General features: G+C 59.7%; 28 protein-coding genes and 5 pseudogenes. 17 read left to right on the plus strand and 16 right to left on the minus strand.

The features are described from left to right. Positions 1 to 40: 40 nt before the first annotated feature. Complete coding sequence (locus tag BS630_RS00550) at positions 41 to 910, minus strand: LysR family transcriptional regulator (protein WP_077975775.1); 870 nt, start codon at positions 908 to 910, stop codon at positions 41 to 43. Positions 911 to 1,112: 202 nt separating this feature from the next. On the opposite strand from BS630_RS00550, the gene BS630_RS00555 reads away from it, so the two are divergent. The 3 genes and pseudogenes from BS630_RS00555 to BS630_RS00565 all read left to right on the plus strand — a co-directional run bounded on the left by BS630_RS00555 (position 1,113) and on the right by BS630_RS00565 (position 4,597). Then, positions 1,113 to 2,918, plus strand: a complete 1,806-nt coding sequence (locus tag BS630_RS00555; protein WP_077976269.1) for an amidohydrolase — start codon at positions 1,113 to 1,115, stop codon at positions 2,916 to 2,918. 238 nt (positions 2,919 to 3,156) lie between these two features. After that, complete coding sequence (locus BS630_RS00560; protein WP_245310376.1) at positions 3,157 to 3,711, plus strand: c-type cytochrome; 555 nt, start codon at positions 3,157 to 3,159, stop codon at positions 3,709 to 3,711. A 108-nt stretch (positions 3,712 to 3,819) separates the two neighbouring features. Then, positions 3,820 to 4,597 (plus strand): annotated as a pseudogene (locus BS630_RS00565) (IS5 family transposase). A gap of 129 nt (positions 4,598 to 4,726) precedes the next feature. On the opposite strand, the gene BS630_RS00570 reads toward BS630_RS00565, so the two are convergent. Further along, positions 4,727 to 5,071: an ArsR/SmtB family transcription factor gene (locus tag BS630_RS00570; RefSeq protein ID WP_077975777.1), complete on the minus strand. Its 345-nt coding sequence runs from the start codon at positions 5,069 to 5,071 to the stop codon at positions 4,727 to 4,729. A 106-nt stretch (positions 5,072 to 5,177) separates the two neighbouring features. On the opposite strand from BS630_RS00570, the gene BS630_RS00575 reads away from it, so the two are divergent. Continuing rightward, complete coding sequence (locus tag BS630_RS00575; protein ID WP_077975778.1) at positions 5,178 to 5,924, plus strand: glucose 1-dehydrogenase; 747 nt, start codon at positions 5,178 to 5,180, stop codon at positions 5,922 to 5,924. 335 nt (positions 5,925 to 6,259) lie between these two features. On the opposite strand, the gene BS630_RS00580 is transcribed toward BS630_RS00575, so the two are convergent. Beyond that, positions 6,260 to 6,448: a hypothetical protein gene (locus BS630_RS00580; protein WP_077975779.1), complete on the minus strand. Its 189-nt coding sequence runs from the start codon at positions 6,446 to 6,448 to the stop codon at positions 6,260 to 6,262. Positions 6,449 to 6,774: 326 nt separating this feature from the next. Between BS630_RS00580 and BS630_RS36235 the strand changes: the two are divergent. From BS630_RS36235 to BS630_RS00590, 3 genes and pseudogenes are all read left to right on the plus strand, one after another. Continuing rightward, positions 6,775 to 6,915: pseudogene (locus BS630_RS36235) on the plus strand (sulfite exporter TauE/SafE family protein); the annotation flags it as partial. Between the two features lie 98 nt (positions 6,916 to 7,013). Further along, entirely contained in the window at positions 7,014 to 7,757 is a 744-nt protein-coding gene (locus BS630_RS00585) for an SDR family NAD(P)-dependent oxidoreductase (RefSeq protein WP_077975780.1), read from the plus strand. Further along, a complete protein-coding gene (locus tag BS630_RS00590) occupies positions 7,754 to 8,671 on the plus strand; it encodes an RNA polymerase sigma factor (RefSeq protein ID WP_077975781.1) in 918 nt (305 codons plus the stop codon). The genes BS630_RS00585 and BS630_RS00590 overlap by 4 nt, the downstream gene beginning before the upstream one ends. Positions 8,672 to 8,893: 222 nt before the next feature. Here the strand turns inward: BS630_RS00590 and BS630_RS00595 are convergent, their stop codons facing one another. Further along, positions 8,894 to 9,439, minus strand: coding sequence for a BA14K family protein (locus BS630_RS00595; RefSeq protein WP_077975783.1), 546 nt, complete (start codon positions 9,437 to 9,439; stop codon positions 8,894 to 8,896). Positions 9,440 to 9,602: 163 nt separating this feature from the next. Here BS630_RS00595 and BS630_RS37760 point away from each other — a divergent pair. Together BS630_RS37760 and BS630_RS00600 are read left to right on the plus strand one after the other, a co-directional pair. Continuing rightward, positions 9,603 to 9,701, plus strand: a pseudogene (locus BS630_RS37760) (CopG family transcriptional regulator); the annotation flags it as partial. A 710-nt stretch (positions 9,702 to 10,411) separates the two neighbouring features. Beyond that, positions 10,412 to 10,528, plus strand: a pseudogene (locus BS630_RS00600) (CopG family transcriptional regulator); the annotation flags it as partial. Between the two features lie 90 nt (positions 10,529 to 10,618). Here the strand turns inward: BS630_RS00600 and BS630_RS00605 are convergent. From BS630_RS00605 to BS630_RS00615, 3 genes are all read right to left on the minus strand, one after another. Then, on the minus strand, positions 10,619 to 11,203 hold the full coding sequence (locus tag BS630_RS00605) for a GNAT family N-acetyltransferase (protein ID WP_077975785.1): 585 nt from the start codon (positions 11,201 to 11,203) through the stop codon (positions 10,619 to 10,621). Positions 11,204 to 11,375: 172 nt separating this feature from the next. Beyond that, complete coding sequence (locus tag BS630_RS37765; protein WP_245310377.1) at positions 11,376 to 11,531, minus strand: hypothetical protein; 156 nt, start codon at positions 11,529 to 11,531, stop codon at positions 11,376 to 11,378. Between the two features lie 351 nt (positions 11,532 to 11,882). After that, on the minus strand, positions 11,883 to 12,773 hold the full coding sequence (locus BS630_RS00615) for a LysR family transcriptional regulator (protein WP_077975786.1): 891 nt from the start codon (positions 12,771 to 12,773) through the stop codon (positions 11,883 to 11,885). Positions 12,774 to 12,877: 104 nt separating this feature from the next. Here BS630_RS00615 and BS630_RS00620 point away from each other — a divergent pair, with 104 nt between their 5' ends. Next, positions 12,878 to 13,747 (plus strand): SDR family oxidoreductase, encoded by an 870-nt coding sequence (locus tag BS630_RS00620; RefSeq protein WP_077975792.1) that lies wholly within the window; start codon positions 12,878 to 12,880, stop codon positions 13,745 to 13,747. Between the two features lie 38 nt (positions 13,748 to 13,785). Then, positions 13,786 to 14,259 (plus strand): AtaL-like protein, encoded by a 474-nt coding sequence (locus BS630_RS00625; RefSeq protein ID WP_077975793.1) that lies wholly within the window; start codon positions 13,786 to 13,788, stop codon positions 14,257 to 14,259. Between the two features lie 140 nt (positions 14,260 to 14,399). Here BS630_RS00625 and BS630_RS00630 read toward each other — a convergent pair whose 3' ends face one another. Continuing rightward, positions 14,400 to 15,338 carry a sialate O-acetylesterase gene (locus BS630_RS00630; protein WP_077975794.1) on the minus strand — a complete coding sequence of 313 codons (939 nt, stop codon included), beginning with the start codon at positions 15,336 to 15,338 and terminating at the stop codon, positions 14,400 to 14,402. 342 nt (positions 15,339 to 15,680) lie between these two features. On the opposite strand from BS630_RS00630, the pseudogene BS630_RS38495 reads away from it, so the two are divergent. Both BS630_RS38495 and BS630_RS00635 read left to right on the plus strand, forming a co-directional pair. Then, positions 15,681 to 15,810: pseudogene (locus BS630_RS38495) on the plus strand (LysR family transcriptional regulator); the annotation flags it as partial. A 77-nt stretch (positions 15,811 to 15,887) separates the two neighbouring features. Further along, positions 15,888 to 16,247 carry a VOC family protein gene (locus BS630_RS00635; protein WP_077975796.1) on the plus strand — a complete coding sequence of 120 codons (360 nt, stop codon included), beginning with the start codon at positions 15,888 to 15,890 and terminating at the stop codon, positions 16,245 to 16,247. A gap of 84 nt (positions 16,248 to 16,331) precedes the next feature. Here BS630_RS00635 and BS630_RS00640 read toward each other — a convergent pair whose 3' ends face one another. After that, positions 16,332 to 16,706 carry a VOC family protein gene (locus tag BS630_RS00640; protein WP_077975800.1) on the minus strand — a complete coding sequence of 125 codons (375 nt, stop codon included), beginning with the start codon at positions 16,704 to 16,706 and terminating at the stop codon, positions 16,332 to 16,334. Positions 16,707 to 16,950: 244 nt separating this feature from the next. On the opposite strand from BS630_RS00640, the gene BS630_RS00645 reads away from it, so the two are divergent. Beyond that, positions 16,951 to 17,301 carry an ethanolamine utilization protein gene (locus BS630_RS00645; protein WP_077975801.1) on the plus strand — a complete coding sequence of 117 codons (351 nt, stop codon included), beginning with the start codon at positions 16,951 to 16,953 and terminating at the stop codon, positions 17,299 to 17,301. A 128-nt stretch (positions 17,302 to 17,429) separates the two neighbouring features. On the opposite strand, the gene BS630_RS00650 is transcribed toward BS630_RS00645, so the two are convergent. From BS630_RS00650 to BS630_RS00670, 5 genes are all read right to left on the minus strand, one after another. Beyond that, positions 17,430 to 18,050, minus strand: a complete 621-nt coding sequence (locus BS630_RS00650; RefSeq protein WP_183594452.1) for a glutathione S-transferase family protein — start codon at positions 18,048 to 18,050, stop codon at positions 17,430 to 17,432. Between the two features lie 4 nt (positions 18,051 to 18,054). Continuing rightward, positions 18,055 to 18,528, minus strand: coding sequence for an SRPBCC family protein (locus tag BS630_RS00655; protein WP_077975802.1), 474 nt, complete (start codon positions 18,526 to 18,528; stop codon positions 18,055 to 18,057). Further along, positions 18,521 to 18,853 carry an ArsR/SmtB family transcription factor gene (locus BS630_RS00660; RefSeq protein ID WP_077975803.1) on the minus strand — a complete coding sequence of 111 codons (333 nt, stop codon included), beginning with the start codon at positions 18,851 to 18,853 and terminating at the stop codon, positions 18,521 to 18,523. The genes BS630_RS00655 and BS630_RS00660 overlap by 8 nt, the downstream gene beginning before the upstream one ends. Before the next feature lie 491 nt (positions 18,854 to 19,344). Continuing rightward, positions 19,345 to 19,833 (minus strand): SRPBCC family protein, encoded by a 489-nt coding sequence (locus BS630_RS00665; protein ID WP_183594459.1) that lies wholly within the window; start codon positions 19,831 to 19,833, stop codon positions 19,345 to 19,347. Next, complete coding sequence (locus BS630_RS00670; RefSeq protein WP_020048970.1) at positions 19,808 to 20,164, minus strand: ArsR/SmtB family transcription factor; 357 nt, start codon at positions 20,162 to 20,164, stop codon at positions 19,808 to 19,810. The genes BS630_RS00665 and BS630_RS00670 overlap by 26 nt, the downstream gene beginning before the upstream one ends. A gap of 143 nt (positions 20,165 to 20,307) precedes the next feature. Here BS630_RS00670 and BS630_RS00675 point away from each other — a divergent pair, with 143 nt between their 5' ends. From BS630_RS00675 to BS630_RS00685, 3 genes are all read left to right on the plus strand, one after another. After that, positions 20,308 to 20,949, plus strand: a complete 642-nt coding sequence (locus BS630_RS00675) for a dihydrofolate reductase family protein (protein WP_077975804.1) — start codon at positions 20,308 to 20,310, stop codon at positions 20,947 to 20,949. Between the two features lie 66 nt (positions 20,950 to 21,015). After that, positions 21,016 to 21,378: an ArsR/SmtB family transcription factor gene (locus BS630_RS00680; protein WP_077975805.1), complete on the plus strand. Its 363-nt coding sequence runs from the start codon at positions 21,016 to 21,018 to the stop codon at positions 21,376 to 21,378. Beyond that, the gene (locus BS630_RS00685; RefSeq protein ID WP_077975806.1) at positions 21,359 to 21,853 is read left to right on the plus strand and encodes an SRPBCC family protein; all 495 of its coding nucleotides are present in this window, start codon (positions 21,359 to 21,361) and stop codon (positions 21,851 to 21,853) included. Before BS630_RS00680 ends, BS630_RS00685 begins: the two co-directional genes overlap by 20 nt. A gap of 9 nt (positions 21,854 to 21,862) precedes the next feature. Here the strand turns inward: BS630_RS00685 and BS630_RS00690 are convergent, their stop codons facing one another. Both BS630_RS00690 and BS630_RS00695 read right to left on the minus strand, forming a co-directional pair. Then, a complete protein-coding gene (locus tag BS630_RS00690; protein ID WP_077976272.1) occupies positions 21,863 to 22,603 on the minus strand; it encodes a phosphotransferase enzyme family protein in 741 nt (246 codons plus the stop codon). A 68-nt stretch (positions 22,604 to 22,671) separates the two neighbouring features. After that, positions 22,672 to 24,378, minus strand: a complete 1,707-nt coding sequence (locus tag BS630_RS00695) for an adenylate/guanylate cyclase domain-containing protein (protein WP_077975807.1) — start codon at positions 24,376 to 24,378, stop codon at positions 22,672 to 22,674. Positions 24,379 to 24,573 lie beyond the last annotated feature (195 nt).

The raw sequence follows: 24,573 nt of genomic DNA on the forward strand, positions 1-24,573 counted from the left end.
GGCGCGGAGACCATAAAGGCGGGCGCGGCGCACGCTGTAATTAACGAGTTCCAAATCGTTCGATAAGCATCTCAGTGAGGGTTCGCACTTTTCGAGAGGGATACTGGCCGGGCGGCCTCACGACGAAGATGCCGGCTGGCGGAATCGGATGGCGCGTCATGATTGGCACCAGTGCACCCGAACAGATATGGTCCGCGACAAGCGGTTCTGGCAGATAGGCGACCCCGAGCCCATCCAGAGCGGCCACTACGAGGGACAACGCGTTATCAGCTATGAAGCGTCCCTGGGGACGCACCGTGACAATCTCGTCGCCATCCATGAATTGCCACTTCTCGGCGTCCCGCATAACGACTTGGTGATTGACAATCTCGTCCGGCGTTTCGGGGGCACCGTGAGCCTCGATGTAGGCAGGACTCGCAACCAGCTTGCCAAGGATCGGTCCGATACGTCTTGCGACGAGGTTCGAGTCCGGCAGATGCCCCAGCCGGATTGCGCAGTCAAAACCCTCTCCCACGAGATCTACGAAGCGATCGGTATAGGAAGAAAGGATTTGCAGCTGCGGGTGTCGGCTAGCCATCTGGGAGAGGACGGGAGCAAAATAGGTCGGACCAAATGACAGTGGCGCGGCCACGCGCATGCGGCCTCGAAGCTCACCGGCGGGCAGGATCGTTTCGCGCACCACATCCAGGTCAGCAGAAACCCGTGCTGCGTAATCTCTGAATGTAGAACCTGCTTCCGTGAGCGCTATGCCACGGGTCGTCCTTGCAAATAGCTGTGCGCCGAGTTCCGCCTCAAGCCTGGTGATCCGCCGGCTGACCATCGACTTGGAGATACCCAGTCGCAGCGCTGCAGACGATACTCCGCCCGCATCAGCGACTTCGACAAATATTCTGAGATCCTCAAGTTCCACAAAGCGTTCCTTATTTTGCAACACGGCTTCACACGACCGAGGACTACCGAGGCAAAGAAGAGAATGACAACTTCGCTGCGGCTGACTCTCCCATGAGCATCCTCGCTGCGGCTTCGACTCACTTCTTCGTCCATCGCACGCATCCGTAAGCGCCGGCTTGTGCATGACCGCAATTCATAAAAATCATTCGAACGAGGATAAAATCATCAGAAAAATATTCATCGCGTTTGTGACAAGTTTGTCTTTCTCTGCGGTTCAGGCACAAACGACGCAGGAACAGCCCGGTGCTGACCTGATCATTCTCAACGCAAAAATCTTCACCGGCAACCGTGCTCAGCCCGAAGCTTCAGCTTTGGCGATCAAGGAAGGCCGCATTTATTCCGTCGGCTCTGATGTGGATATTCTTGATCTGAAGAATTTCAAGACCCAGGTGATTGATGCGCGCAGCCGCCGGCTCATCCCCGGCATCATCGATGCTCATACACACGTCCTCAACGACATGGCTTACAACTACAATGTAAGATGGGATGGCGTGCCGACGTTGCGTCGCGCGTTGACCATGCTCAGCGAGCAGGCCGCACGCACACCCGAGGGCCAATGGGTCAAGGTAATCGGAGGCTGGTCCCCCTCCCAATTCGAGGAGAACCGCTTTCCCACGCTGGCCGAACTGCACGAGGCCGTGCCCGATCGCCCTATGATCGTGCAATATGCCTACAACCGCGCCTTCTTGAACAAGCAGGCGATGGAGGCACTTGGCGTCGGCACCGATCGGTTCCCAAAGTTGCCGGACACCGAATTCGAAAAGGACAGCCGCGGCAACCCGACCGGTGTGGTCCACGGCTATACCTGGTTGTTTCTCGCCCTCGAGACCATGGTGCCGCAGCCTACGTTAGACGAACAAGTGAGTTCGATCGTCTATAGCATTCACGGTCTGAACCGGGTCGGCGTGACCTCGATCATCGATAACGGCGGCAGGTGGCCATACCCCGAGGCCCAGGCGAGGGTAGACGTGCTTGCACGAGACAACCGCCTCAATGTGCGCATGCCCTTTGTGGACTTGCAACTCGGCGACGGCGGGCCGGCAAACATGGTGGATCTGGAACTCAAGGCGATCACGAAGACCGCGCCGATAAGTCCAGGGCAAAACCTGCACCCCACCCTGGCACATGGCCATGAATATCGAGGGGCCGGGGAGGTTCTGAGCGGGGAAGTGCACGATCATGAGAACTTCGACCGTCCGGCGGTCATCATCGCGCCCGAGAAGATGCGACGCTTCGTCGAGCAGGATGTAATGAAGCTGATCCAGCGGCGTATCCCGTTTCGTATGCACGCCAGCTACGACGAGAACATCTCCCCCTTTCTCGACGCCCTCGAGAAGGTGAACGAAACGACCCCGCTTGATGGCCTGAAATGGAGTCTCGAGCACGCTGAGACCATTAGTCCGGAGAACATCGATCGGGTGAAAAAGCTGGGGGGCGGCATCGCCCTGGACGCCAAAATGGCGCTGCACGCCGATGGCTTCATCAAGACATATAGTCGCGAGAAGGCGTTGGAGACACCGCGCCTGCGTACACTCGTGGATAGTGGCATCCCTCTGGCCATGACCACCGATGCATTCCGGGCAGCCACGTTCAACCCGTGGGTTGGTATAAGCTGGATGGTCACCGGCAAGTCTGTGTCCGGATCGGAGGTTCTCGCCGAGAACAACCGGCTCTCCCGCGCTGAGGCGCTGAAACTGTTCACCAGTGGGGCAGCCTGGTTCATGAATGCAGAAGCCGAGCTGGGCGTAATCGCCCCTGGAAATCTGGCAGACTTCGCCGTTCTCGACAGGGACTACTTCGCCGTGCCGGAAGATCAAATCAGCTCTATATCTTCTGTACTGACTATTATGGACGGAAAGGTCGTGTTTGGTGCGCAGGACTATAGCGCGCTATCGCCAAAACTGCCCGAAATCCTTCCCGCTTGGTCACCGGTAAAATATTTCGGCAGCTATCATGGGGAAAAATGAACCAGCAGAAAGGTTCTCCCGCTTTTCGCGTCAAAGAGCCAGCTTCCGTCATCTTTTGGCTGTGATCAACGAGTCCTTACCCTAGGGGTGAACTCATAAAAACGCAGCCATAGTCGGATGGAGGCGACGGGGGTCCGCTCGCCAATGGTTGCATCTTCTGATAAGATCAGCATCACACATCTGGAGGCCTCGCATGCCCTGCAGCAGCGCGCTCGCTCCGTTCGTCATCGCCGCTCTCGTGGCCCTCGGTCCGCTGCCGGCTGGAGCGCAGAACAATGCTGCGCCATCGCCGGCGGCGATCTCCCAGAAGGCCAAGCTTTGCGGGATGTGTCACGGTAAGAAAGGTCTGCCGACTGTTAAGAACACGCCGATCATCGCCGGCCAGCACGAGTCCTCTTTGCTGATAGCTTTGCAGGAATATCGCAATGGAGCGCGCACCGACGACCTCATGGGCCGGATCGCGAAGAATCTTTCCGACGACGACATGAAGGCATTTGCGGCCTACTTCTCCGCACTGCCCTGGCCCGCCTACCGCGAACCGGCCGACGCAGCGAGCATTACCCGCTCCCAAGCGCTCGACGCCGGGAAGAAGTGCACCTCGTGCCACCGGGAGGATTTCGTCGGATACGGCAACACTCCGCGCGTCGCAAATCAGAAGCTGGACTACCTGATCAAAACCCTCTCCGACTTTCACGATAACAAGCGCCCGAACATGCCCCGCATGACGGCCTTGGTGCGCAATTTTTCGGCCGACGACATCGCTGCCATGGCTCACTATCTTGCCGGCCTCTGACGATCAGTTCGGGGTCGGCGATGCACCGAATAGGGCCGCCGAAATAGCGTTACGGCGATACAGGGTTCCAGTTTTGGCATCGGTGTGATTCAATCTCCTTGAAAGGAGATCGCGATGCGCCGTCATGAGTTGAGTGATGAAGAATGGGTAGTGATTGCGCCGCTTTTGCCGAATGACATTCGCGGCGTGAAGCGTGTCGATGATCGTCGGGTGATCAACGGTATCCTCTGGCGGTTTTGAACCGGGTCTTCCTGGCGCGATGTGCCCGAGAGCTACGGGCCACGCACGACACTTTACAATCGCTTCTCCCGGTGGCGCAAAGCCGGAGTGTGGGATCGCCTTCTCGATGCGGTTTCAAAACGATACGACGCCGATATCGTGATGACCGATTCATCCTGCGTCCGCGTTCATCAGCATGGTGCCAACGCAAAAAGGGGGGCTCTGCCGATCCTTGCATGGGACATTCGCGTGGCGGCCTGACCACCAAAATACATGCATTGGTCGACGCTGAGGGTCGACCCGTTCGCAGGGATTGACGGCCGGACAGGTCGCCGACGCACCCGTTGCGGAGAAGCTGCTTTGTGATCTCCCGCCGGGATCAATCGTTCTAGCCGACAAGGCCTATGACACCGATGCCATCAGAGGTCTGGTCAAGCGGCGCAATTGCTGGGCAAACATCCATGCCAAGGCCAATCGCAGACAGTCGTTCAGCTTTAGTCGCTGGGTCTATCGGCAGCGAAACCTTGTCGAGCGCATCTTCAATCGCATCAAGAATATGCGAGGCATAGCAACACGATACGATCGACGTGCCGACAACTATCTCGCTGCTCTCAAGATCGTCGCTGCGAGGATGTGGATTGCTTCAAATTATGAGTCCGCGTCCTAGGCGAACCTCCGCCGGCAGCGGCCATTGGGGGCTGTGCTCTAAAGCGCGTCGCGATCTTTCAGATTCGCTCCTCGCGCTTTAGGTCCTTGTTTTTACTGCGCACTTTTGCGCGACATGCTCTAGGCGCGATCAGTCCGCCTTCGGTTGCCCCGGAAGCTGGCCGTAAGCCGTCAGAATGGCCCTGATCAGGCCCGGGAAGCGTTCGTCCAGCTCGGTGCAGCGCGTTTGATTGCGCATCTCCACACCCTGCCGCTCGCTCCGGATCAGCCCGGACTCGCGCAGCACCTTGAAATGGTTGGACAGCGACGACTTCGGAATGACGCGGTCGCCGAGATCGGCAAGCGCCGAGCACGTCCCGCCACCGCCGGCGCCGGCAAGCTTTGCAAAAATGGCAAGGCGCTCCGGATCGGACAGCGCATAGAGGATCGCCTCGGGCTTGATGTCCTCCAGGGCTGGGTGAAAGAGCGGTCTCATGAATTTTATATAGCCACCCTTGACATCGAGATCAACAGTTCCGAATTTCTGAACTATGGAACAAGGCCGCCACTCCGGCGGCTGTCCAGATCTGAAGGAACGAGAAATGGCTAAGCTTACCGGAAAAGTCGCTGTCGTAACCGGGGCCTCCAAGGGTATCGGTGCTGCGATTGCCAAGGCGCTCGCGGCGGAAGGCGCGCAAGTGGTGGTCAACTACGCATCGAGCAAGGCGGGAGCCGACGCCGTGGTTGCGTCAATCAGCGCGGCCGGGGGCAAAGCCATCGCAGTGCAGGGCGACGTTTCCAAAGCCGCTGAGGCGCAGGGATTGGTCGATGCGGCGGTCAAGGAATTCGGCAAGCTCGACGTGCTGGTCAACAATTCCGGGGTCTATGAATTCGCCTCGATTGAGGAGGTGACCGAGGAGCAATATCGCCGCATGTTCGACGTGAATGTTCTCGGCGTTCTCCTGACCACGCAGGCAGCGGTCAAACATCTCGGCGAGGGCGGCAGCATCATCAACATCTCCTCGGTGGTCACCAGCCTGGCGCTGCCAGCCACTGCCGTCTACACCGGCACGAAGGGAGCGGTCGAGGGCATCAACAGCGTGCTTGCCAAGGAACTCGGCCCGCGCAAGATCCGCGTCAACGCCATCCTGCCAGGGATGGTCGAAACCGAGGGCGCGCACTCGGCCGGCGTCATCGGCTCGGATTTCGAACAGACCATGGTCGCCCAGACACCGCTCGGCCGCATCGGCCAGCCGGACGATATCGCCAGCGTCGCCGTCTTCCTGGCTTCCGACGATGCCCGCTGGTTGACCGGCGAACGATTGGCTGCCAGCGGCGGTTTCCGCTAAAGCGCGATGATCACCGAATCCTGTTCTCATGAAAGAGTGAGAACATCATGTCGTCGGAAAAGCGCTTCGCAGTTTTACTGGAATTGCTCCAGGGCGGAGACCTGAACCCCGCAGATGCAAACGGCGACGTCCACCTCTTCGATAATGTCGAGGGGTAATCGATGAACAGCATCCTGGCACGCATGATCGGATAGCCGGCGTTGCCGGCTCTTCAGCCGGGACATCCTCCGCTGTCCCGGTTTGAACATTGCGGATGGGCGTGTGCCTCCGCCGCCTCAAGTCGCCTTGAACTTCAGGACCGCTGCCCTTTACGACGCCTTATGCCTTCGCAAGTCTCAGATCGCCGTCTGCATGAGATATGGAGATTTTTCGACGGGAACCCGCGCGACGATCTTCATCACCAGAGTGGGAGCGACGTCAGGAACAGAGCTCACTCGTCCGTCTTTGTAGAGCACCCGCATGACGCAGGTCTCGCTATCATATTCAAGTTCGGCGATCGTCTTTGAGTGGACCAGAAATTGCATCTTCAGCTGCCTCCTGCACTGCAGCATGACCAAATGAAAACGACCGACCGCGGCCCATCCTAAAGGGACAATTCTTGATCGGCACAAAAACTCTTTGCCACTTCGGCGGCCGGCGCTGTCCGAAACGCGATCCAGAAGACAACGCGTCCCACCAGATCGCCCCGGCGAAGTGGTGAAGATATCTTACAAAATCCGCCATCGAAATCGCGTGAAATCAGCGTGACACACGCCCCGCGACTATATGTGACACGGGACTACCAGAATAAGATGTGCGTAGCGCCTGCCGCAACGAAGACACCCGGACCATGAACCGAGCGAACTTCCCGATGCTGGTCATGGCGGGGGGCTCGATCGTCGGCACCTTTGCCGGCGGCCTCTTGCTTGGCATAGTGCCGAACGCCTTCCTCCTGCCGGCCCTGGCCGCAATCCTGCTGACCTTAGCGGTAAAGGTTTGGCGACACAGCTAACTCAATGACAAGCGCGAAAATGATGACTCTTTTCAGCTCATTCGAACGTCCTTGTAGCGACTGCCTTTGCGCGGTTTGGATCGAATGAGGAAAACAACATGGATTTGGATGGAAAACGAATAATTGTCGTCGGTGGTAGCCGCGGTTTGGGCCTCGGAATGGCCGAGGCGTTTGTAGCGCGCGCAGCTAAAGTGACCGTCGTGGCGCGCGACGCGACGACTTTGCGGGCGCTCAGAGAGCAACTGGCCGTCACGACCGTGGCTGCTGACGCGACCAGTGCCGACGCCGCAACGAGGATCATGTCGGAGACACGACCTGATGTCGTCATCATGAACGCCGGCGCGGAACCGCCCATGGAACGGATCGACCGTGTTGGCTGGGAGGCGTTCACGACCAACTGGAACGTCGATGTGAAGGCCGCCCTGCATTGGGTACAGGCCGCTCTGACCTTGCCGATGGCGCCGGGCGGGCTGGTCGTTCTCGTTTCCAGCGGAGCCGCGGTGCAGGGCTCGCCGCTGTCCGGAGGCTATGCAGGAGCAAAACGGGCGCAGTGGTTCATTGCAAAATATGCCGAGGGCTTGTCGACGCAGCTCGGCCTCCGCCTGCGTTTCCGGGTCATTGTTCCCCGGCAGATGTTCGCAGGAACCGGCGTGGGCAACGCCGGAATCTCCGGCTATGCTGTGGCGGCGGGCCGGACATTCGCCGAACAGGCCGCGACCTGGCCGGACATGACACCGCGCGGCTTTGGCGATACTGTAGCCGAACTGATCGGTAAGACGGCACTGGAAGAGGCCATGATCTACGCCGTGCGTGGAGATACGGGCGTGACGGTCATCGAATGATGGATGAAGCTGCCCTCGAAGCAGAAGCGAAGAACACACTCTACGCGGCGCTGGCCAAGGAGGCGGATGCAGTTCGCCCGGAACTGCATCGCTATGCCGCGCGATTGGTCGGCTCGGTGATCGACGGCGAGGACGTGATACAGGACGCGTTGGTCAGTGCGTTCGCGACGGTCGGTTCGATCTCGTCCGAGACGCCGCTGCGACCCTGGCTGTTTCGCATCGTTCACAATCGCGCCATCGATGCGCTGCGCCAGCGAAGTACCCGCCGGTCGGAGCCGCTGGAGACGGCCTTTGATCTGGCTGATGTCACTGCTGTCGATCCGGAGGATGCGTTGATAAGGCAGGACACGGTGCGGATCGCCCTGGCTCACTATGCCAAATTGCCGGTGCCGCAGCGTAGCGCGGTGATCCTCAAGGATGTGCTCGGAGAGCCGATCGCAGACATCGCCGCACTATTGGATCTGAGTATCGATGCTGTCAAAGCCCATCTCTCGCGTGGTCGGGCAGGATTGCGATCCATCTCCGCTAGAGAGTCCGACGTTCCGCAGCCCCCAAGTGCCGAGGTTCTGAATTTCGCAGCGCTCTTCAACGCGAGGGATTGGACGGCCCTGCGCAGCCTGCTTGCCGAGGATGTTCAGCTTCGTCAGGCACGACGGCCGCAGGTCTCCGGTGCGGCGAACGTTGGCCGGTTCTTTTCCTATTATGCGGACTATCCGCGGGTTTGGATCGAACCGGCTTCTCTGGAGGGCAGGGAAATATTGCTGGTCTCGGCTGCGCCGTCCGCTGCTCCTGCATATTTCATGCTGCTTGAATGGAGGGATCAAAAGATAACACTGATCCGCGACCACCGATATGCGACCTACGTCATGGAGGACGCGGCTGTGACGCGGGCCGCATCGCAACGCGGCTATTAGGCCTGGCGCTCTCACCGCTTGTGTCGGCGCATAGATCGTCGTGTCAAAGCAATGCGATGGCCGCTTTCGGTCCGAGGCAACAACGGCCTCTATGACCGTCAAAAGGGCGCATGCCTGCTGCGGCAATGGCTTGGCCTGACCGGAACCGTGGGTATCGCCCTCAGTCCCGAAAATCGCGCCACGCTTCAACGGCGAGCGCCCAGGCATGCGCGCCCGCAATCATCAATAGGGCGAGATGCACGCCCGTCGCGGACCGTAATAGGGCTGGAACGTGTTGTCGTAAGCCCTGTAGGACCGGTAGCGCGCATAGCACCAGCGCGTATGTCCGTTGCCGCCACTATAGACCTGGCGGTAACGCGGCGCGTAGTAGCGCGGGCGGTAAGGCGCGTAGTAGCGCGGACGGTAAATGGTCGACCCGTAGTAGCGCGGCGGACCGTAATAGGGCGATCCGTAGTAGCCCCGGTCGTAGTAGCCCCCACCGTAGTAGCTGGGGCCATAATACCTGGGCTGCGCCAGCATTCCGCCGATGATTGCGCCGGTCGCGAGCCCGCCGAGTGCCCAGGCCCAATCGTCGCCACCATGGCGGTATCCACGCCCGCGATAGCCTCGATAACCGCCTCGGTACCCACCGCGATAATTTCTGTACTGGACCGGCTGCGCCTCCGGGGCTTCGATCTTCGGGACGGCAATGGTGGGAAACGCCATGGCCTGCGGGACGCTCGTCAGCGCCGTCACCAGCGACAGGATAACGATTGCTAACCTTTTCATTGGCTCATCTTTCCTTCGTAAGCGCTGCGCGACGCATGCGGCGCGCAAGGACGTTTCCGCCCTCTCTATGCACTGGTTAATTTTACTCTAAAATCGACTTTGATTCGAGGAATTTCGCAGGAAGGCTTTTCTTGTCGTGGCCGCCAACCAGAGTTCAGCCGACTTGACCACCCACACCGCCACCCTCCTCGAAGACGCCGCCGATCGTATCGCGGATATCTCGCGAGCGGATCTCCAGATCATGCTCCGCCAGGCCGCGCTCGGCTGCGCAAGGCCGTAATCAATCGCTCTCGAGACCTGCTAGCATTGACATTGGAGCGTGACCTCAGCATTGCTAAAAAATCGATAGTTGCAGGTCATGCTTGAAATGCTGCGCCTGTACAAGCTTCGTGGGATAGATGTCTTTTTTTGGCTTTGCCGTGGGTCATTGGCCCAGTTCCAATTGTAGTAACAGTTTGGGCTGCGTATGCTTGCGGTATCGCTATAGCAAAGAAAATGCCAACGAGCGGCGAGGCATTTTTAGGTGCCATACTTCTTCCGAGCGGTCTGACTGCGAGCGCGTGTCAGTTAATTCTTTCAAATCAGAACACTACTATTCTTCTAATAGGCAGTCAGATAATCTCAAGTCTATGCTTTTTTATTATAATGCATGCCAGTGGTTTTCGCCTAACGCCGGTTGCAAACCTTAAAACGCCCAACGAATCTCCGATCCTCCTAAAAAGTTTTGTTATTTTATTGTCTGCATACATTATATTCAATGTAATTCTATGGAAATTTCCCGGCTCTGATCGCTGCACTATTGGGAAGTGCTTTGTTTATGAGTGGGTGTTAGGGAGAAAAGACCATGTGTTTGCAGTGTTGTACTTAGGGATTTCATTTGGGGCGCTCATGTTAATCGGAATATATGCTTTCCTTTTTCGAGCATTTCTCAAATTTTACGCGGCTACTTTTCCGACTAGATAGTGGAGTTGCAGCGAACTCGTGATGACGCGAGAAGACGCCATCAGGTATCTCGTCGGCGAGTGGATGGAGAAGAACGCCTATCTGCCGGTGCACAATCTCGACGAAGAAGTGGACGAGACGGCTTGATACAGTTGCATCACTGCTGCCAGGCTTCGGATGTTGGGGGCCGCGCGCTCGGCGCCCGTATGCCACAAACTTATCTGATCGAACTGGAGCTCAACGCGGCCGCCGCAGCATCGGGACGAGCGTCGGCGACGAACCGAGCTGGATCGCGCCGAGCGGTTCGAAGCCGTAGCGTCGGTAGAACGGAATGTTGCGCGGGTTCGAGGATTCCAAATAGGCTGGCGCGTGGTCGTGATCGCACCGTGCGAGCGCGTACGCCATCAAGACGTCGCCGTGACCTTTGCCTTGATGAGCCGGGTCGACGCCGATCAGGGGCAGGTACCAATGTGGTTCGGTCGGGTGGTACGTGGCCATCTGCTCGAATATGGCCGCGGTTTCGGGGGCAAGAGCGCGCGCAACCGTGCTCTCGAGCACCGCACCAAGTCCTTCCTCGTCGGAATGCACTCCCGGCGGTAGCCACAGCGCCGTCCCGGCGTAGCCGTCGGTGCAAAAGGCGCTTCCGTTAGAGAAGGCGCTGCTCCCGAACGCCCGGATCATTCGCGGCATGGCCGCAAGGTACTGGTGTGCATGCGGCCAGGTCCATCGTGCCATAGGATCCGCTGCAAACGCCAGCAGGACCGTTTCGATCGCCAGATCTTCCTCGGCCGCGGCCATCACTCTCACTGTTGGCGATTTCATACTGCCCTCCTGACGTAGGTGGTCCGACGCAGCGACCGCGCCCGCTCTCAGCTAACCCATCTTAACCGCTATGGCGTGGGAGCGAAACCGACTGCTACTGGCTCAGTGGCTCCCGTTTGAACCTATTCACCGAGCCGCAATGCATGCCGCTAACAGTTTCTGTTATCGCGACCTACTGCTGAAGCTCGGCATCATGCGCGGCTTTCAATGCGTCGCATCCCCCAAGCTCTTTCGTCGTGGCCGACGCCCACTCCTGCACCTGCGGTTCGGAGATCGTCAGTCCGGCTTCTCCATTCTGAGCGAGAAGCTTCAGGCTCGCTCCCTCCATCTTGGCAATCGCCGCCTCGAGATCGGAATAGATCTCGGTTCCAGGACCACAGCCTTATTTCTCGACATATTGTAAAAATCGCGGGCGCATCGACTTCGGCTCCGCCCCGCAATATCTCTCCGCAAGCACATGCATGATCAGCGCGTACTCGATTCCCATGAAACGCGACTCGATAGGTTCGTTAGGTTTGACACTGGTTCTGCAAAAATTTGGAGGTTGTGCATTGGCGGCAGCGAGCGGCGCGGACGCTAATACTGCGCCAAGTAGATAACGAAACACACTGCTCTCCTTCGGATGTCGATCTCGTCGATTATGGACCAGACTCTCTACGCCCGAAAGCGGGTTCGGCCATCACCTGCCGATATAGGCGGCCAGTTCCTCGGGCGTGCCGTTGGGGAAGGCCTGCTTCAGAAAGTCGAGGAACGCCGAGACGCGCGCGCTGAGCAGTCGCCGCGATGGGTAGAGCGTCCAGAGTGCGATTTCGGGGCCGTCGATATCTCCCCAATTGACCAGAGTGCCGTCCGCCAGGTCGTGGCTCACCAGCGAAATGGGTAGACGGCCTGCGCCGACGCCGGCGCGCACCGCATCGCGGATGGTGATGAGCGTCGATAAGGTGAGCACGGGTTCGATCTTGATCGTCGACCGGCCGCCCGATGTCTTCACCTGCCATGTCTGCGCTTCGGCTGCGCCACGCGCAACGCCGGGAGCGGCGCGTCCGCCGGTCGGGCGAGGTAGATCGGGGCTTGCCACCACCACCAGGCGGTCGCGCAGAAACGCCCGTCCGACCAGGCTTTCGTCGGGATCGGGATTGACCCGGATGACCAGATCATAGCCTTCCTCGATCATATCGACGGCCCGGTCCTCACTTGTTACCTCGAGCCTGACCTCCGGGTATTGGAGGGCAAAGCCGGCGGCGATTCTGCCCATGGCGGTCTGGGAAAAATGTAAAGGGGCGCTGATCCGCAATCTGCCCTTGGGTTTTTGACCGCCCGAGGCAATCGCCGCAGCCGTCTCGTCCAGCTCGGCAAGCAGCGCCCCGGTCCGCTCGAACAGCGCCCGTCCTTCTTCGGTGAGCTTCAGATTACGCGCACCCCGTTCAAACAGCCGCAGAGTGAGACCGCTTTCCAACTCGGCGACGCGGCGCGACAATGTCGCCTTCGGCCGGCCGGTCGCCCGTGCAGCTTTGCCGAAACCGCCGTGGCGGGCAACAAGATTGAAATCGGCAAGCGCAAGAAGATCCATGTCCGTTCCATCAGCGAGACGGTCTGTCTAAAATCACCGTCTATCAGACTACCAGTGAACCACACATATTCGAGGTGTCAAGCAACCCAACACGGAGAAAAACCATGACCATTCTCGTTACCGGCGCCACGGGCAATGTCGGCCGCCAAGTCGTCGAACACCTCGTCAAGCGCGGCGCCGATGTCCGCGCCCTTGTCCGCGACCCGTCGAAAGCCGATTTCCCGGCTGGTGTCAGCGTCGTGCAGGCCGACTTCCTCGATGTCGACTCATTGCGCAGCGCCATGTCGGGCGTATCGACGCTGTTCCTGCTCAGCGCCGTGGCGCCGGACGAATTCACCCAGGCTTTGATTGCGCTGAATGTTGCCCGGTCGGCCGGCATCGAGCGGATCGTCTATCTCTCGGTGATCCATGCCGACGTCTACGTGAACGTGCCGCATTTCGCCGGTAAGTTCGGCGTCGAGCGGATGATCGAGCAGATGGGTTTCAAGGCGACGATCCTGCGCCCGGCCTACTTCATCCAGAACGATCTGACGGTCAAAGACGTCATCACCGGCTACGGCGCCTACCCGATGCCGGTCGGCGCCAAGGGTCTCGCCATGATCGACGTCCGTGATATCGCCGAGATCGCCGCCCTTGAGCTGCTGCGCCGCGAACAGGCCTCGGAGCCGCTGGCGCTCGAGCGGATCAACCTCGTCGGTCCGGAGACACTCACCGGAGCCGATATCGCCGCCATCTGGTCGGACGTGCTCGCCCGCCCGATCGCCTATGGCGGCGACAATACCGAGGGCTTCGAGCAGAACCTCAAGCAGTTCATGCCTGCCTGGATGGCCTACGACATGCGGCTGATGGGCGAGCGTTTCCTGACTGACGGAATGCTGCCCGAGACCGGCGACGTCGAACGTCTGACAAAGCTGCTCGGCCGCCCGCTGCGCTCTTATCGCGCCTTCGCCTCGGAAACCGTTGCCTCCGCCTGAGGCAGCAACAGCGATCTCTGACCACAAGGAGTATAGTCATGATCTATTCGACCGCCACAGTTCCGGTGAACCCGGAAGGCGAAACCCCGTTGACGCGCGGCGAGGCCTGGCAAGGTCTCGAACGCAAGGCACGCGACGCCCGGCCCTTTCTTCCCGCCGGTCTCTGCACCCGCTGCGATGTCGTGGAGGAAAGCCCAACCCACTTCGTGCGCGAGGCGACGATTGCCGGGCTGGATCTGCGCGAGATCATCACCTTGGAGCCGCAAAGCAAAGTCACCTTCTTTCAGGCGGCGGGGCCACGCGAGGGAGCGATCGTCAACGAGCTTTTCGAAGATGAAGATGGCCGGTTGCAACTGCGCTTCTACTGCTATCTCGGCCTGCGCGGCAAACAGCCGGATGGCCCGGAAGAGCAGGCCGAGCAGGCGCAATTCGATGGCGAAACCGGCTACAAGGCCGCCCTGCTGTCGACACTGAAGCGAACCCGCGAATTGCTGGCAGAGGGAAAGCTCTGATCATCAAAAGAAACACGAACAACAGGGCGACCTCTTAACGAGGCGCCCTGCCTTGCTGGGGCACAAGCGACAAGGTGTCGAATACCGGGCAGGGCCCGAGGCCGCCACTCGCGAAGGCGCCAAAACCAGTTCAGGCAAGACTATCGCGAGCTTTCCAGGCGGCCATCGGAGCGCAGAAGGTTCAGCCATGCCTGTGACGCTTTCTCCCCGCCTGTGGCCCCGAAATGGCAATCGTCGTAGCGGTCGTCTCCATCGAGTAACGCATCGGAATTGACGCCCTCTCGAATACCGTGGCCGCTTTTTGACAGGGCCAGTTGCGCCCGCACCACCGCATTGTCCGGAATATGCTCCTTGAAACCACCGTTGCTCGGCTCGAGGCATTTCGATGCGATCGAAATGTAAACGGGTGCTTCGACGCCGTGCTGACGCAACGTGTCGACCATCGACATGAAACGTTCCTGGTAGGCCTCCGCAGTGGTGCCGATAACGAGGTCCGCCTCTCCTTGCACCCAGAGGACGTTCGTTATCCGGTAACCGGAATCCTGAAGCTGTTTCACTGTATCGACCAGCACGGGATTAAAGTCACCATCTGCCGCCCATCGCGCGACCTCAGATCCGGAATAGGCGAGAGGCGCGAGGATGACGTTGTCGTTTTGTCCCGATGCGATCAGATTATTCGCAAGAAGCGTCCAGTATTCTCCCCTGGTATTGGTCGACCCAAGAAGTGGCGACGCTGCGACAAAGCACTTTTTGTCAAAGGCGTTTACAACGCGAGCGCCATAATTCGACCGGTGCCGTTGTCCTCCGTAGTTGGCCGCGTTCGATTGGCCAAGAATGAGTAAGACGGCAGTTCGGTCGGTCTGCGCCGGGCAGGTCACAAGCGTTTTCGATTCATCGCCGATGAGCCGTTCCTTGTCGTCGAACGTGTAACGGCTTGGAGCCCCCACCTTCTCTCCGACAACCTGTTTCTTCAGCGCGGAAAGTTGTGGCCAAGGAAAGATCTCACGTCTCGCGCTCATGCCGCCGAGAAAGTAGATGGCGATCAAGGCGGCCAGGCCGACTGCCATTGTTTTGCGCATGTCGTTACCTTTCAAACATCATCCGATCACATGGAGCCTATCGGGCCGATCAAGGCTGCTCCAGCCATGAAGGTTCCTTTACACACCAGCCACATCTGCTTTCTTCGGGCATGATCTTTGAAAAGACAGTTCGTCGCGAAGATCGAGCCCCCATCGACGACCATTTCGCGCGGAGTCGCCGGAAACCTGCTCTAAACTACAGATCGGACCAGTGATTACAATCATCCGGATGGGTTAGATCGTACCTGTTATGGGCGGGTCCAGATAATACAGCGAGCCGCCCAGCAGGCGTTCGATCCGGCGCGAGCGACACGGCAGTTCACCATCGCCCCGAACAGCTACTTCCCGGTAGAACAGGCATGGCATGTCCGCTACCGAAACGACCGCCCACCGGTGGCTGAGATCATTGATCGCCGAGGTGGCAAAGGATGTCTCCGACGCTGCGGTGGCAGAAGCCATGGCTGGATATTGAGAGCGCGTGTTTGCCCTCGGCGGTTGCACGCGTCCCCGATTGATTGCATATTTCTGTTTCAAGATGAGGAGAATCCTATGCCGAAGGCCGTTGGAATCGGCGGTGTGTTTTTCAGGGCGGCCAACCCGGCCGGCCTGGCTGAGTGGTATCAAAAGCATCTCGGTATTGACGACCTGCACAAGTCGGTTTGGCAGCAGGAGGCCGGCATGACGATATTCGGTCCTTTCTCGAAGGACACCGATTATTTCGGTCGTGCGGAACAACAATGGATGGTCAATTTCCGCGTGGACGATCTCGACGGGTTGATCGCCAACCTAATGGCAAGCGGGATCACGGTTGAAACACGGGACGAGTGGAACTCGGAGGTAGGCCGCTTTGCCCGGATTCATGATCCCGAAGGTAACCCAGTCGAGCTGTGGGAGCCGGCGCAGGGTTGAGGGCGAATGGGTCGCTCCTGCATGTGAGCGAACGAAATTCTGCCGTCTGACCACGCTGTCCAGTAGGCGCAGCTGAAGGCTAACTCACTTCGTCGGCTGCGACCGCACGCTCAGTTTATTTCCGTCAGGATCGCGAAGATATGCGACGAACGACCCGTTCGGACGTTCCCGCGGCGGGCTCTCGATCGCTGTGCCACCATGCGCGGTACCGGCGGCATGCCACGCTAGAACATGGTCGGGGCTGGCGGCGGCGATACCGATAGTCCCACCGTTGGCTGCGGTCGCCGGCTTGCCATCAATCGGTTTCGTGATCATCAGCCGACCACCCTCGTGGGCATAGATCAGCCTGCCTCTTGCATCCATCTCGCCGGGCTTGCCTCCCAATGCAGCGAACGTGGCGTCGTAGAATTTTCTGGCCCGCTCCAAGTCGTTGCTTCCAATCATCACGTGGGTGAACATGCTTCATCTCCAGTAAGGCAGCCAGTAGATCGGTTGCAAAGCGCCCGATTGAAGCGGCCTTGTTTTCCGTAGTTTCCCGACATCGCAAAATAGGATGTTTTGCGCGGGCCGCAATGTCCGCTGTCGGCGCTTCTATGCCATGGCCGCATGCGGCGGAGCGGAATTGCTCGCCCGAGAATTCCATCATCCGTCTTGGCGTATCAATTCCTCCGCCCTAGCTCTGCCTACGGCATGGAGGAAGACGATGAAGATGCAGAAATTCGCAATTACCGATGCGGTCCTCGATCGTTCCCCCGGACAGAAGGCCGACATCTCCGTCGGCAATCTGGTCGACGAGCGGCATGGAGGGCCGATCACTATCGGCTATGGACGCTACGCGCCCGGCCAGAGCCTGACCGAAACGATTGTTGTTGACGACGTCATGATCGTTCTGGAAGGGCGTCTTTCCGTCGCGACAGAGGCGGGAACGGTCACCGCCGGGCCGGGCGAGATCGTCTACATGCCCAAAGGTGAAACGGTGACGATCAGCACGCATGAGGAGGGCGCGCTCACCGCCTATGTCACCTATCCGCATTGGCGCCCCGCGCACGCCTGAAGCGCAGTGCTTTTTCTCATTGCCGTCGCGATCTTTCTCCTGTGACATCAGCTGGCCGATCTCGATTAATTCACGTGCCTTTGCCAACGCCTTTCACCCTGGCAAAAAGGTCCTTCGCCCGTGCCCTCTTAGGCTGGGAAAGGGTTCCGCCACGCATCCAGTTCTTCAAGCCGTCCGTACCACGCCTGTATATGCCGAAACTCGGCAAGTGGAATTTCAGCAGAAGTCGCATAAGGAAGTGCAGCGGCCAATGCGAAGTCTGCTACAGTCAGTGTCGCCCCGACGGCGACGCTGTTCTCGGCCAAATGATCGTCGAGCACGCGCGCATGGAGCCGAAAACTCGTCTTCGCATTTTCGATCACGGCGCCGTCAGGCTCCCCGCCGAACAACGGCTTGATCAGGGTTTCAAACCAGAGCGTTGCCCCGTGCTGGGTGAAGTGACTGGCATCCCAACTCAACCAGCGCAGCACGTCGATCTGGCGGTGGTCATGCGGCCAGAAATCCGATGCGACGCTGTCAGACAGCCTGCACATGATCGCGTTCGCTTCCCATAAAGTTCCGGCATCATCCTGCAGCACCGGGACTTTCCCGTTCGGGTTAAGCGCCAGGAATTTTGCGGTGCGCTGTTCTCCGTTTGCCAGGTCAACCCTGACGAACTCGACGTCTGCTTTGAGAAAACGAGCGGCGGCGCAGGCCTTCCGGGGATTGAGCGTCTCGCAATAATAGAGCTTCATCGCGGCCTTAGGCATGATCTCACCCTTCGGATTCAGTCCCGAGAAACAAGCTCAATCGCTCGAAACTTTGCGACCAGCCGTCTTCATGACCCTCAAGTGACGATGCGCTATCAAATCCACTCTGCCGAAAAGTCATTTCCGTGCCTCCGTCGCTGTCCCTGAAGGTGATGGTGACGACTGTTTCCGGGCTATTTTCGCCGGTTGCGGACTCCCAGGCATGTGTGAAGACAAGCCTGTGCGGCGGCTCGACCTCCAGATATTGTCCGCCGACCCAATGCTCTTCTCCATCTGGCGCGATCAGACAGGCGCGGTGTCTACCGCCGGGCCAGGCTTCAAGTCGGTCGCCCACCGCCTTGAAACCGTGCGGACCGCACCATTGCGCCAACGCTTTCGGGTCGGTCCATGCTCTGAAAACCAAATCGCATGGAGCATCAAACTTTCGAACAAGAACCACGTGGTGGGTGTTGTCGGTGTTGGTCTCTGGATTAGTCATTTTCGTATCCTTGTACCTTGGACAGATAGTCATCGAGACGGTCAAAGCTTTGATCCCAGAAGCGTCTGTAATCGGCGATCCAAGCAGCAACGGTCTTCAACGCGGCCGGCTCGAGGACGCGGGGACGTGAGTTCGCTTCACGGCCGGAGCGGATCAACCCGGCCTGTTCCAGGACCTTGAGATGCTTCGATATGGCAGGCTGAGACAACTCGAAGGGATCAGCGAGTTCGGCCACCGTCGCCTTGCCGTTCGCAAGCCGCCCAAGAATTGCCCGCCTCGTGGGATCGGCGAGTGCGGAGAAAATCGCATCGAGCTTGTCGTCCATATATCACCATCTAGCTATATAGCCATATGGATATATTGTGGATAGCGTAATGTCAAAGGGTAATTTTGCATGGTCGAAATCATGGGACAAAATCGGTGTTGATGGCTCCCGATCATGTCGGGATAGGTCGCTTGTTCCTGCTGCAGACGCCACCCCGCGCTCCGTCCTCCTCGGGCTTGACCCGAGGATCCACTCTGGCCTCCTCAATCAGCAGCAAGCATGGATCCCAGGCTCAGGGCCTGGGATGACGGAGGAGGGGTTTCGCTAACCAAAGGGAGGTTGAGTGAGGCTCGAAGGTGGCTGCCGCTGCAATCAGGTGGCGCCAGCAACCACATGATAAGGAGGGAGATCGAGGCGGCGCTTTTGCCAATCTTTCTGCCCTGGCGGCTGGCCGGAATTTCTGCTTCCGGGCATCTTTCCCCGCTGAGGAGAAGAGGACAAGTGTAGCAGCGCCTTCCTTCCCCTTGCCAGCCGCGCGCGGCGCCTGGCGCTCAGCGGTCCAGCCAGGCGGCGAGTCCATCCAGCGTCTGCAGCCCGTATTCCACCGCGCCGAAGCCGATGACCACCTGACGGCGCTTGGCGCTGGGGTGGAGCTGGCGCATGGTCAGCACCGTCTTGCCGTCGGCCTGCTCATCGAAGGTCACCGTGGCGCGGAAACGGTCGGGGTCGTCAGGGTCGGGCGTGCCATAATCCATCACGATCCGCTCGTTCGGCACGATCTCCAGAAAGCGCATGAGGTTGGGGAAGCGCTGCTCCCGGCCCTCGAACACGCCCACCATGTCGAACCGCCAGAGCCCGCCCTCGCGGATATCGGCTTCGTGGCTCTCGATGCTGAGGCCGGCCGGGCCGTACCATTCGCCAAGCGCCTTGGGATCCATCCAGGCGGCAAAGACCTTGTCGCGCGGGTGGTTGAGCACCTTCACCAGTACGATTTCGCGGTCGAGCGACCATGTCTCAAACAGGCTTGCCATGTCCTTCATCATCCTCTTCGGTTTTGTCCAGGTAGACTTCCAGGCGATCCAACCGCTCGGTCCAGCGCCGGCGCTCCGCTACCATCCAGTCCGCCGCCTCGTCGAAGCGCGCCCGCTCTAGCCGGCACCAGCGGCTGCGCCCGCGCTTCTCACTGGCGATCAGGCCGCAATCTTCCAGCACCTTGAGATGCTGGGCGAAGGAGGGCAGCGCCATGTCGAAAGGCTCGGCAAGCGCGCTGACAGGCAACTCGCCGTCGACCAGCCGCGACACCACGGCACGGCGGGTCGGGTCGCTGAGAGCGTGAAAGGCGAGGTCGAGAGGGGTCGAATGGTAAGGCATATCAATCCGTAAAATGGTCGGTGGCGGCGGTCAAGGATAAAAAGGTACTTGCCTTAGTATCTGGCCCCGAATATGAAGGTAGTTGCCTTAGTATCCTGAATGGTGGGGCAGATATGGTGCAACAACCCGCAAGGAGGACTCCAGTGGTAGTTCGTGTCGATCTCATGATCTCGCTCGATGGTTTCGCGACAACGACGGACCAGACGCCTGAAGCCCCGTTCGGCGAGGACTGGCCGCGTCTCGTCGGCGCGTATGCGGCAACGCGGACGTTCCGTGAGCGCGTGCTCAAGGATACGACGAGGGAAGGGACCACAGGTCTCGACGACGACTATGCGAAGGAATATTTCGAGAATGTGGGCGCCGAGATCATGGGCGCCGGCATGTTCGGTCTCCACAACTTTCCCGACGATCCGAACTGGCGTGGCTGGTGGGGCGACGAGCCACCGTTCGGGTGTCCGGTCTTCGTCCTCACCCGCAAGCCACGAGCCTCTCTGGAGATGGCCGGTGGCACTACTTTCCACTTCCTCAATGCCACCCCTGATGATGCGCTCCAGCAGGCTGTAAGGGCCGCAAACGGCAAGGATGTGAGGATAGGCGGTGGTCCTACCGTCGTTCGCGACTATCTCAAAGCTGGCCTTGTCGACCGCCTTCATGTTGCGATCACGCCGATTTTGCTCGGGCGCGGCATCCGCCTGTGGGACGACCTGCGCGGCCTGGAAGCTGGCTGCACCGTCAAGGCGGAAACGTCACCGAGCGGCACCATGCACCTCACTTTCCAACGCTAGCCGCTATCCTCCGGCCGATCTCGGCCCCTTGCATGACGCCGCTCCGCGTGCTAAACACTGAACTATATGGTTCAGTTTTCGACAGCTCGCCTTAGTGCCTCCTTTGCCGCGCTCTCGGACGCCACGCGACGCGGCGTTCTGGAGCAGCTCGGCAGTGCGGATGCTTCGATCACTGAGCTCGCAGAGACATTCCACATGACCCTCACGGGTATGAAGAAGCATATCGGCGTGTTGGAGCAGGCAGGGCTGGTGACGACGGAGAAGGTCGGGCGCGTGCGGACCTGCAGGCTCGGCTCACGCGGGCTCGAGGAAGAGGCGGCCTGGATCGAAGCGCGCCGCCAGATCTGGAACGCACGCTTCGACGCGCTTGATCAAGTCATCGAGGCCCTGAAACGGAAGGAGAAAATCGATGGGGGAAAGAGCGAGTAACGGCCGCACGGTGGTCGAACGGAGGTCGGAGCTTGAACTCGTGGTGACGCGCACCTTCAACGGCCCGGTTCACCTCGTATTCGACGCGTGGACCAAGCCCGAATTGTTCAAGCTGTGGTGGGCGCCGAAGTCGATGGGCGTGCCCCTGCTTTCCTGCGAGATGGATGTTCGCACCGGGGGCAGCTATCGCATCACGTTCGGACACGACGCCGCCGACGCCATGGCCTTCTTCGGCAAGTATCTCGACGTGTCGCCGCCATCGCGCCTCGTCTGGACCAATGACGAAGGCGGGGAGGAGGGCGCCGTCACCACGGTGACCTTCGAGGAAGAGGACGGCAGGACGCTGCTGGTCCTGCAGGAACTCTATCCCTCGAAGGAAGCGCTCGACCAGTCGTTCGTCGGCATGGAAGACGCGCTGCCCGAGCAGTTCGAGCAGTTGGATGAACTTCTCATCACGCTCAGCGCGGGCGTGTGACAGCCCCTTTCAACTCAACACCGCTCGAACCTCGGCAAGCCGCTTGACGGCGTATTCGTCCTGCCAGCAGACGGCGGCTTCCCATGCGGCTGAGGCTTGCGCGGCGATGTCATGTGCGCCGTCGTCGAGATCGGCGGCGTTGTCGGGCAGCGCCAGGTCAAGGTCGGGGACGTCGACATGTGACTCATCCCAGTCGATCAACGCGACCCGATCTGCGGTGATGCGGACGTTGCCGGGGCTATTGGGATTGCCGTGGACGACGCATGTCTGACGCCCGGTGAGCCGCGCCCACGCTGCTCGACATCGAATAACAGCCTCAGGCGGCATCGCGGTAAGGTTGATCCTCGTTCCGGTCTCAGTATGCAGGAGGTCGGTCGACGATCGCCAGCCCGGGCGCTGCGGCCAGCCCTGCGTCAGCCGATGCAGCTCGCGCAGAGTGTCGGCCACGCGACGCCAGTCGGACCCCGTCTCGGGCGGTCCGCCCTCCATGTATTTCATCACCACCAGACCGTCCACGAACAGCCGGCCGTCAGTCGTCGGAATTGGCACTGGAACGGTCATGCCTTCACGGTCGAGGTATTGGAGCAGCTCGGCTTCCCATGCAAGATCAGCGTCGCTCCTGGAGCCGAGACGAGCGACCGCGAGCTGCCCGTGGACGCGAACGCTCCACACGTCGTTGGCAACTCCACCGGCGAGCCGTTCGATGCGAACCGCGTCTTCACCCCATTGCCCGAGTGCTTCCCATCCCATTGGCGATACCTTGGAGGCCATGATCAAATGACGAAAGAAATACGCGTCGCGATTGTTCCCACCCGCTGTCACATCTCCGGCAGGCCGGCCTTTCGAAAGCCGTCGACAAAGTGGTCTCGTACAGATGCATCGCGCAGCGGCTGGGAGCTGAGCCAATGGCCGACCGTGAAGTGAGGGTGGGCGATCAGGAACAATTCTGCTTCTCGCCGCGCCTCCTCAAGGTGGCCCAACTGCGCAAGCGCAGCAGCCAGGAATTTGCGTGAGTTGGTCCGATACGTGTCTTCCCTGCGGAGGGTAGCGGCTGCCGCCTCATAGTCACGCGCTGCGTACTGCGCCTGCCCAAGATGACAAAGATACCAGCAGGTTGGATGGGGATTGAGCCGCAGAGCTTTTTCGATTTGCGCTAGTCCGTCGGCAATCCTGCCGTCCAGCACGGACATGTCCGACATGGCGGCCCAGGTGTCGGCGTGGTTGGGATCCAGCTCCAGGGCCTTGGCGAAGGCGGCCTCCGATTCCTCCCATTGCCGCTCATAAGCCAAAATGGTCCCCAGAACGTAACGACAGCCGGCATCGTTGGGATCTAGGTCGACCGCCTTCTGCGCTGATGTCACCGCCATCTGACGGTTGGGATCTTCGGGTTCGCCGAAATGAGTCCAGGCCAGCCAGCGGTTATAGGCGAGCAGGCCAAGCGCCTCGGCATAGGATGGCTCGAGCTTGACCGCGCGTTGGAGCAGCATATAGGCCTCACGCTCGGTTTGCGGCGACTCTTCGGTCAGCAGGCGGGCGCGCACACACAGGTCGTAGGCTTCAAAGTTCTTCGGCCGATTGCGCGGTGGCGGGATGGTCAGCCGGCCGACGAGGGCTTCGACGATCTTGGCGTTAACCTCGTCCTGTAATTCGAAAACATCTTCCACCGTCCGGTCAAATCTTTCGGCCCACAAGTGCCCGCCGCCAAGCGCGTCGACCAGTTGGGCATTGATGCGGACACGGCCCATTGCGCGTCTGGCACTCCCCTCCAGGACGTAGCGGACGCCGAGTTCCTGGGCGACCAGCTTTACGTTGACCGGCTTGCCCTTGTAGCCGTAGACGGAATTGCGCGCGATGACGAACAGGCCAGCCGTCCGGGAAAGGTCGGTGATCAGGTCTTCAGTCAAGCCGTCGACGAAAGGCGCGTCCGCTTCATCCCCGCTCATATTCGTGAACGGCAAAACAGCGATCGAGGGATTTTCCGGCAGCGGCAATGTGCTCTGCAGCGCATCCGGCCAATGCCACACGTGGACCGGGCGGGTCAGGTTCTTCAGGTAGCGTTCGCCTGCATCGAAGAACCGGTCGCCGATCTCGCCGACGATCTCGCCGTGAACGCCGGCTGAAATGCAGATGCCTCCCGGCGCGGCCTGCGTCTGGAGGCGCGCTGCGACATTGACCCCGTCGCCGAGGACGTCTGAACCCTCGTCAATGACATCTCCCAGGTTGATGCCCACACGTAAAAGCAGGCGCCGGTCTCCGGAAGCCTGAACGGCAGTGGTGGCCCGTTGCATTTCCAACGCTGCCGCGACCGCTTCCACCGCGCTGCCGAATTCGATCAGGAATCCGTCGCCGACGACCTTGAAGATGCGACCTTTGTGACGCATCACAGCCGGCTCGATAGTGCCGGAACGAAGTTCCCTGAGGTTTTCAAGCGTTGCGATTTCATCTGCCTCCATCAGGCGTGAATATCCCACCACATCGGCAACGACGATGGCGGCAAGGCGACGCTGAAGAGATTGATCCGTCATCTGAGGACAAGCCCAACGACCAAATTAGCAAGTTAATTTTCAAGCGCGGGTGAGTCAACAAATCGTAAGAGGTAATGTCCTAGGCGGTCTCCACCTCGATCGAGCAGTCATACTCCTTTGTGAACGTCTGGCTGCGAGCGGGGCTTCGGCGGAAGTGCCCAGTTCTGTCCGGGGAGACCCGAACTGCAACTGCAC

Source organism: Rhizobium laguerreae (assembly GCF_002008165.1).
Classification (GTDB): Bacteria; Pseudomonadota; Alphaproteobacteria; order Rhizobiales; family Rhizobiaceae; genus Rhizobium; species Rhizobium laguerreae.

Bases quoted from the DNA above. Each gene is read 5' to 3' on its own strand.
- BS630_RS00570 (WP_077975777.1), bottom strand. From the start codon at position 5,071: ATGAGACCGCTCTTTCACCCAGCCCTGGAGGACATCAAGCCCGAGGCG.
- BS630_RS00575 (WP_077975778.1), top strand. From the start codon at position 5,178: ATGGCTAAGCTTACCGGAAAAGTCGCTGTCGTAACCGGGGCCTCCAAG.
- BS630_RS00580 (WP_077975779.1), bottom strand. From the start codon at position 6,448: ATGCAATTTCTGGTCCACTCAAAGACGATCGCCGAACTTGAATATGAT.
- BS630_RS00585 (WP_077975780.1), top strand. From the start codon at position 7,014: ATGGATTTGGATGGAAAACGAATAATTGTCGTCGGTGGTAGCCGCGGT.
- BS630_RS00590 (WP_077975781.1), top strand. From the start codon at position 7,754: ATGATGGATGAAGCTGCCCTCGAAGCAGAAGCGAAGAACACACTCTAC.
- BS630_RS00595 (WP_077975783.1), bottom strand. From the start codon at position 9,439: ATGAAAAGGTTAGCAATCGTTATCCTGTCGCTGGTGACGGCGCTGACG.
- BS630_RS00605 (WP_077975785.1), bottom strand. From the start codon at position 11,203: ATGAAATCGCCAACAGTGAGAGTGATGGCCGCGGCCGAGGAAGATCTG.
- BS630_RS37765 (WP_245310377.1), bottom strand. From the start codon at position 11,531: ATGGAGGGAGCGAGCCTGAAGCTTCTCGCTCAGAATGGAGAAGCCGGA.
- BS630_RS00615 (WP_077975786.1), bottom strand. From the start codon at position 12,773: ATGGATCTTCTTGCGCTTGCCGATTTCAATCTTGTTGCCCGCCACGGC.
- BS630_RS00620 (WP_077975792.1), top strand. From the start codon at position 12,878: ATGACCATTCTCGTTACCGGCGCCACGGGCAATGTCGGCCGCCAAGTC.
- BS630_RS00625 (WP_077975793.1), top strand. From the start codon at position 13,786: ATGATCTATTCGACCGCCACAGTTCCGGTGAACCCGGAAGGCGAAACC.
- BS630_RS00630 (WP_077975794.1), bottom strand. From the start codon at position 15,338: ATGCGCAAAACAATGGCAGTCGGCCTGGCCGCCTTGATCGCCATCTAC.
- BS630_RS00635 (WP_077975796.1), top strand. From the start codon at position 15,888: ATGCCGAAGGCCGTTGGAATCGGCGGTGTGTTTTTCAGGGCGGCCAAC.
- BS630_RS00640 (WP_077975800.1), bottom strand. From the start codon at position 16,706: ATGTTCACCCACGTGATGATTGGAAGCAACGACTTGGAGCGGGCCAGA.
- BS630_RS00645 (WP_077975801.1), top strand. From the start codon at position 16,951: ATGAAGATGCAGAAATTCGCAATTACCGATGCGGTCCTCGATCGTTCC.
- BS630_RS00650 (WP_183594452.1), bottom strand. From the start codon at position 18,050: ATGCCTAAGGCCGCGATGAAGCTCTATTATTGCGAGACGCTCAATCCC.
- BS630_RS00655 (WP_077975802.1), bottom strand. From the start codon at position 18,528: ATGACTAATCCAGAGACCAACACCGACAACACCCACCACGTGGTTCTT.
- BS630_RS00660 (WP_077975803.1), bottom strand. From the start codon at position 18,853: ATGGACGACAAGCTCGATGCGATTTTCTCCGCACTCGCCGATCCCACG.
- BS630_RS00665 (WP_183594459.1), bottom strand. From the start codon at position 19,833: ATGAAGGACATGGCAAGCCTGTTTGAGACATGGTCGCTCGACCGCGAA.
- BS630_RS00670 (WP_020048970.1), bottom strand. From the start codon at position 20,164: ATGCCTTACCATTCGACCCCTCTCGACCTCGCCTTTCACGCTCTCAGC.
- BS630_RS00680 (WP_077975805.1), top strand. From the start codon at position 21,016: ATGGTTCAGTTTTCGACAGCTCGCCTTAGTGCCTCCTTTGCCGCGCTC.
- BS630_RS00685 (WP_077975806.1), top strand. From the start codon at position 21,359: ATGGGGGAAAGAGCGAGTAACGGCCGCACGGTGGTCGAACGGAGGTCG.
- BS630_RS00690 (WP_077976272.1), bottom strand. From the start codon at position 22,603: ATGGGATGGGAAGCACTCGGGCAATGGGGTGAAGACGCGGTTCGCATC.
- BS630_RS00695 (WP_077975807.1), bottom strand. From the start codon at position 24,378: ATGACGGATCAATCTCTTCAGCGTCGCCTTGCCGCCATCGTCGTTGCC.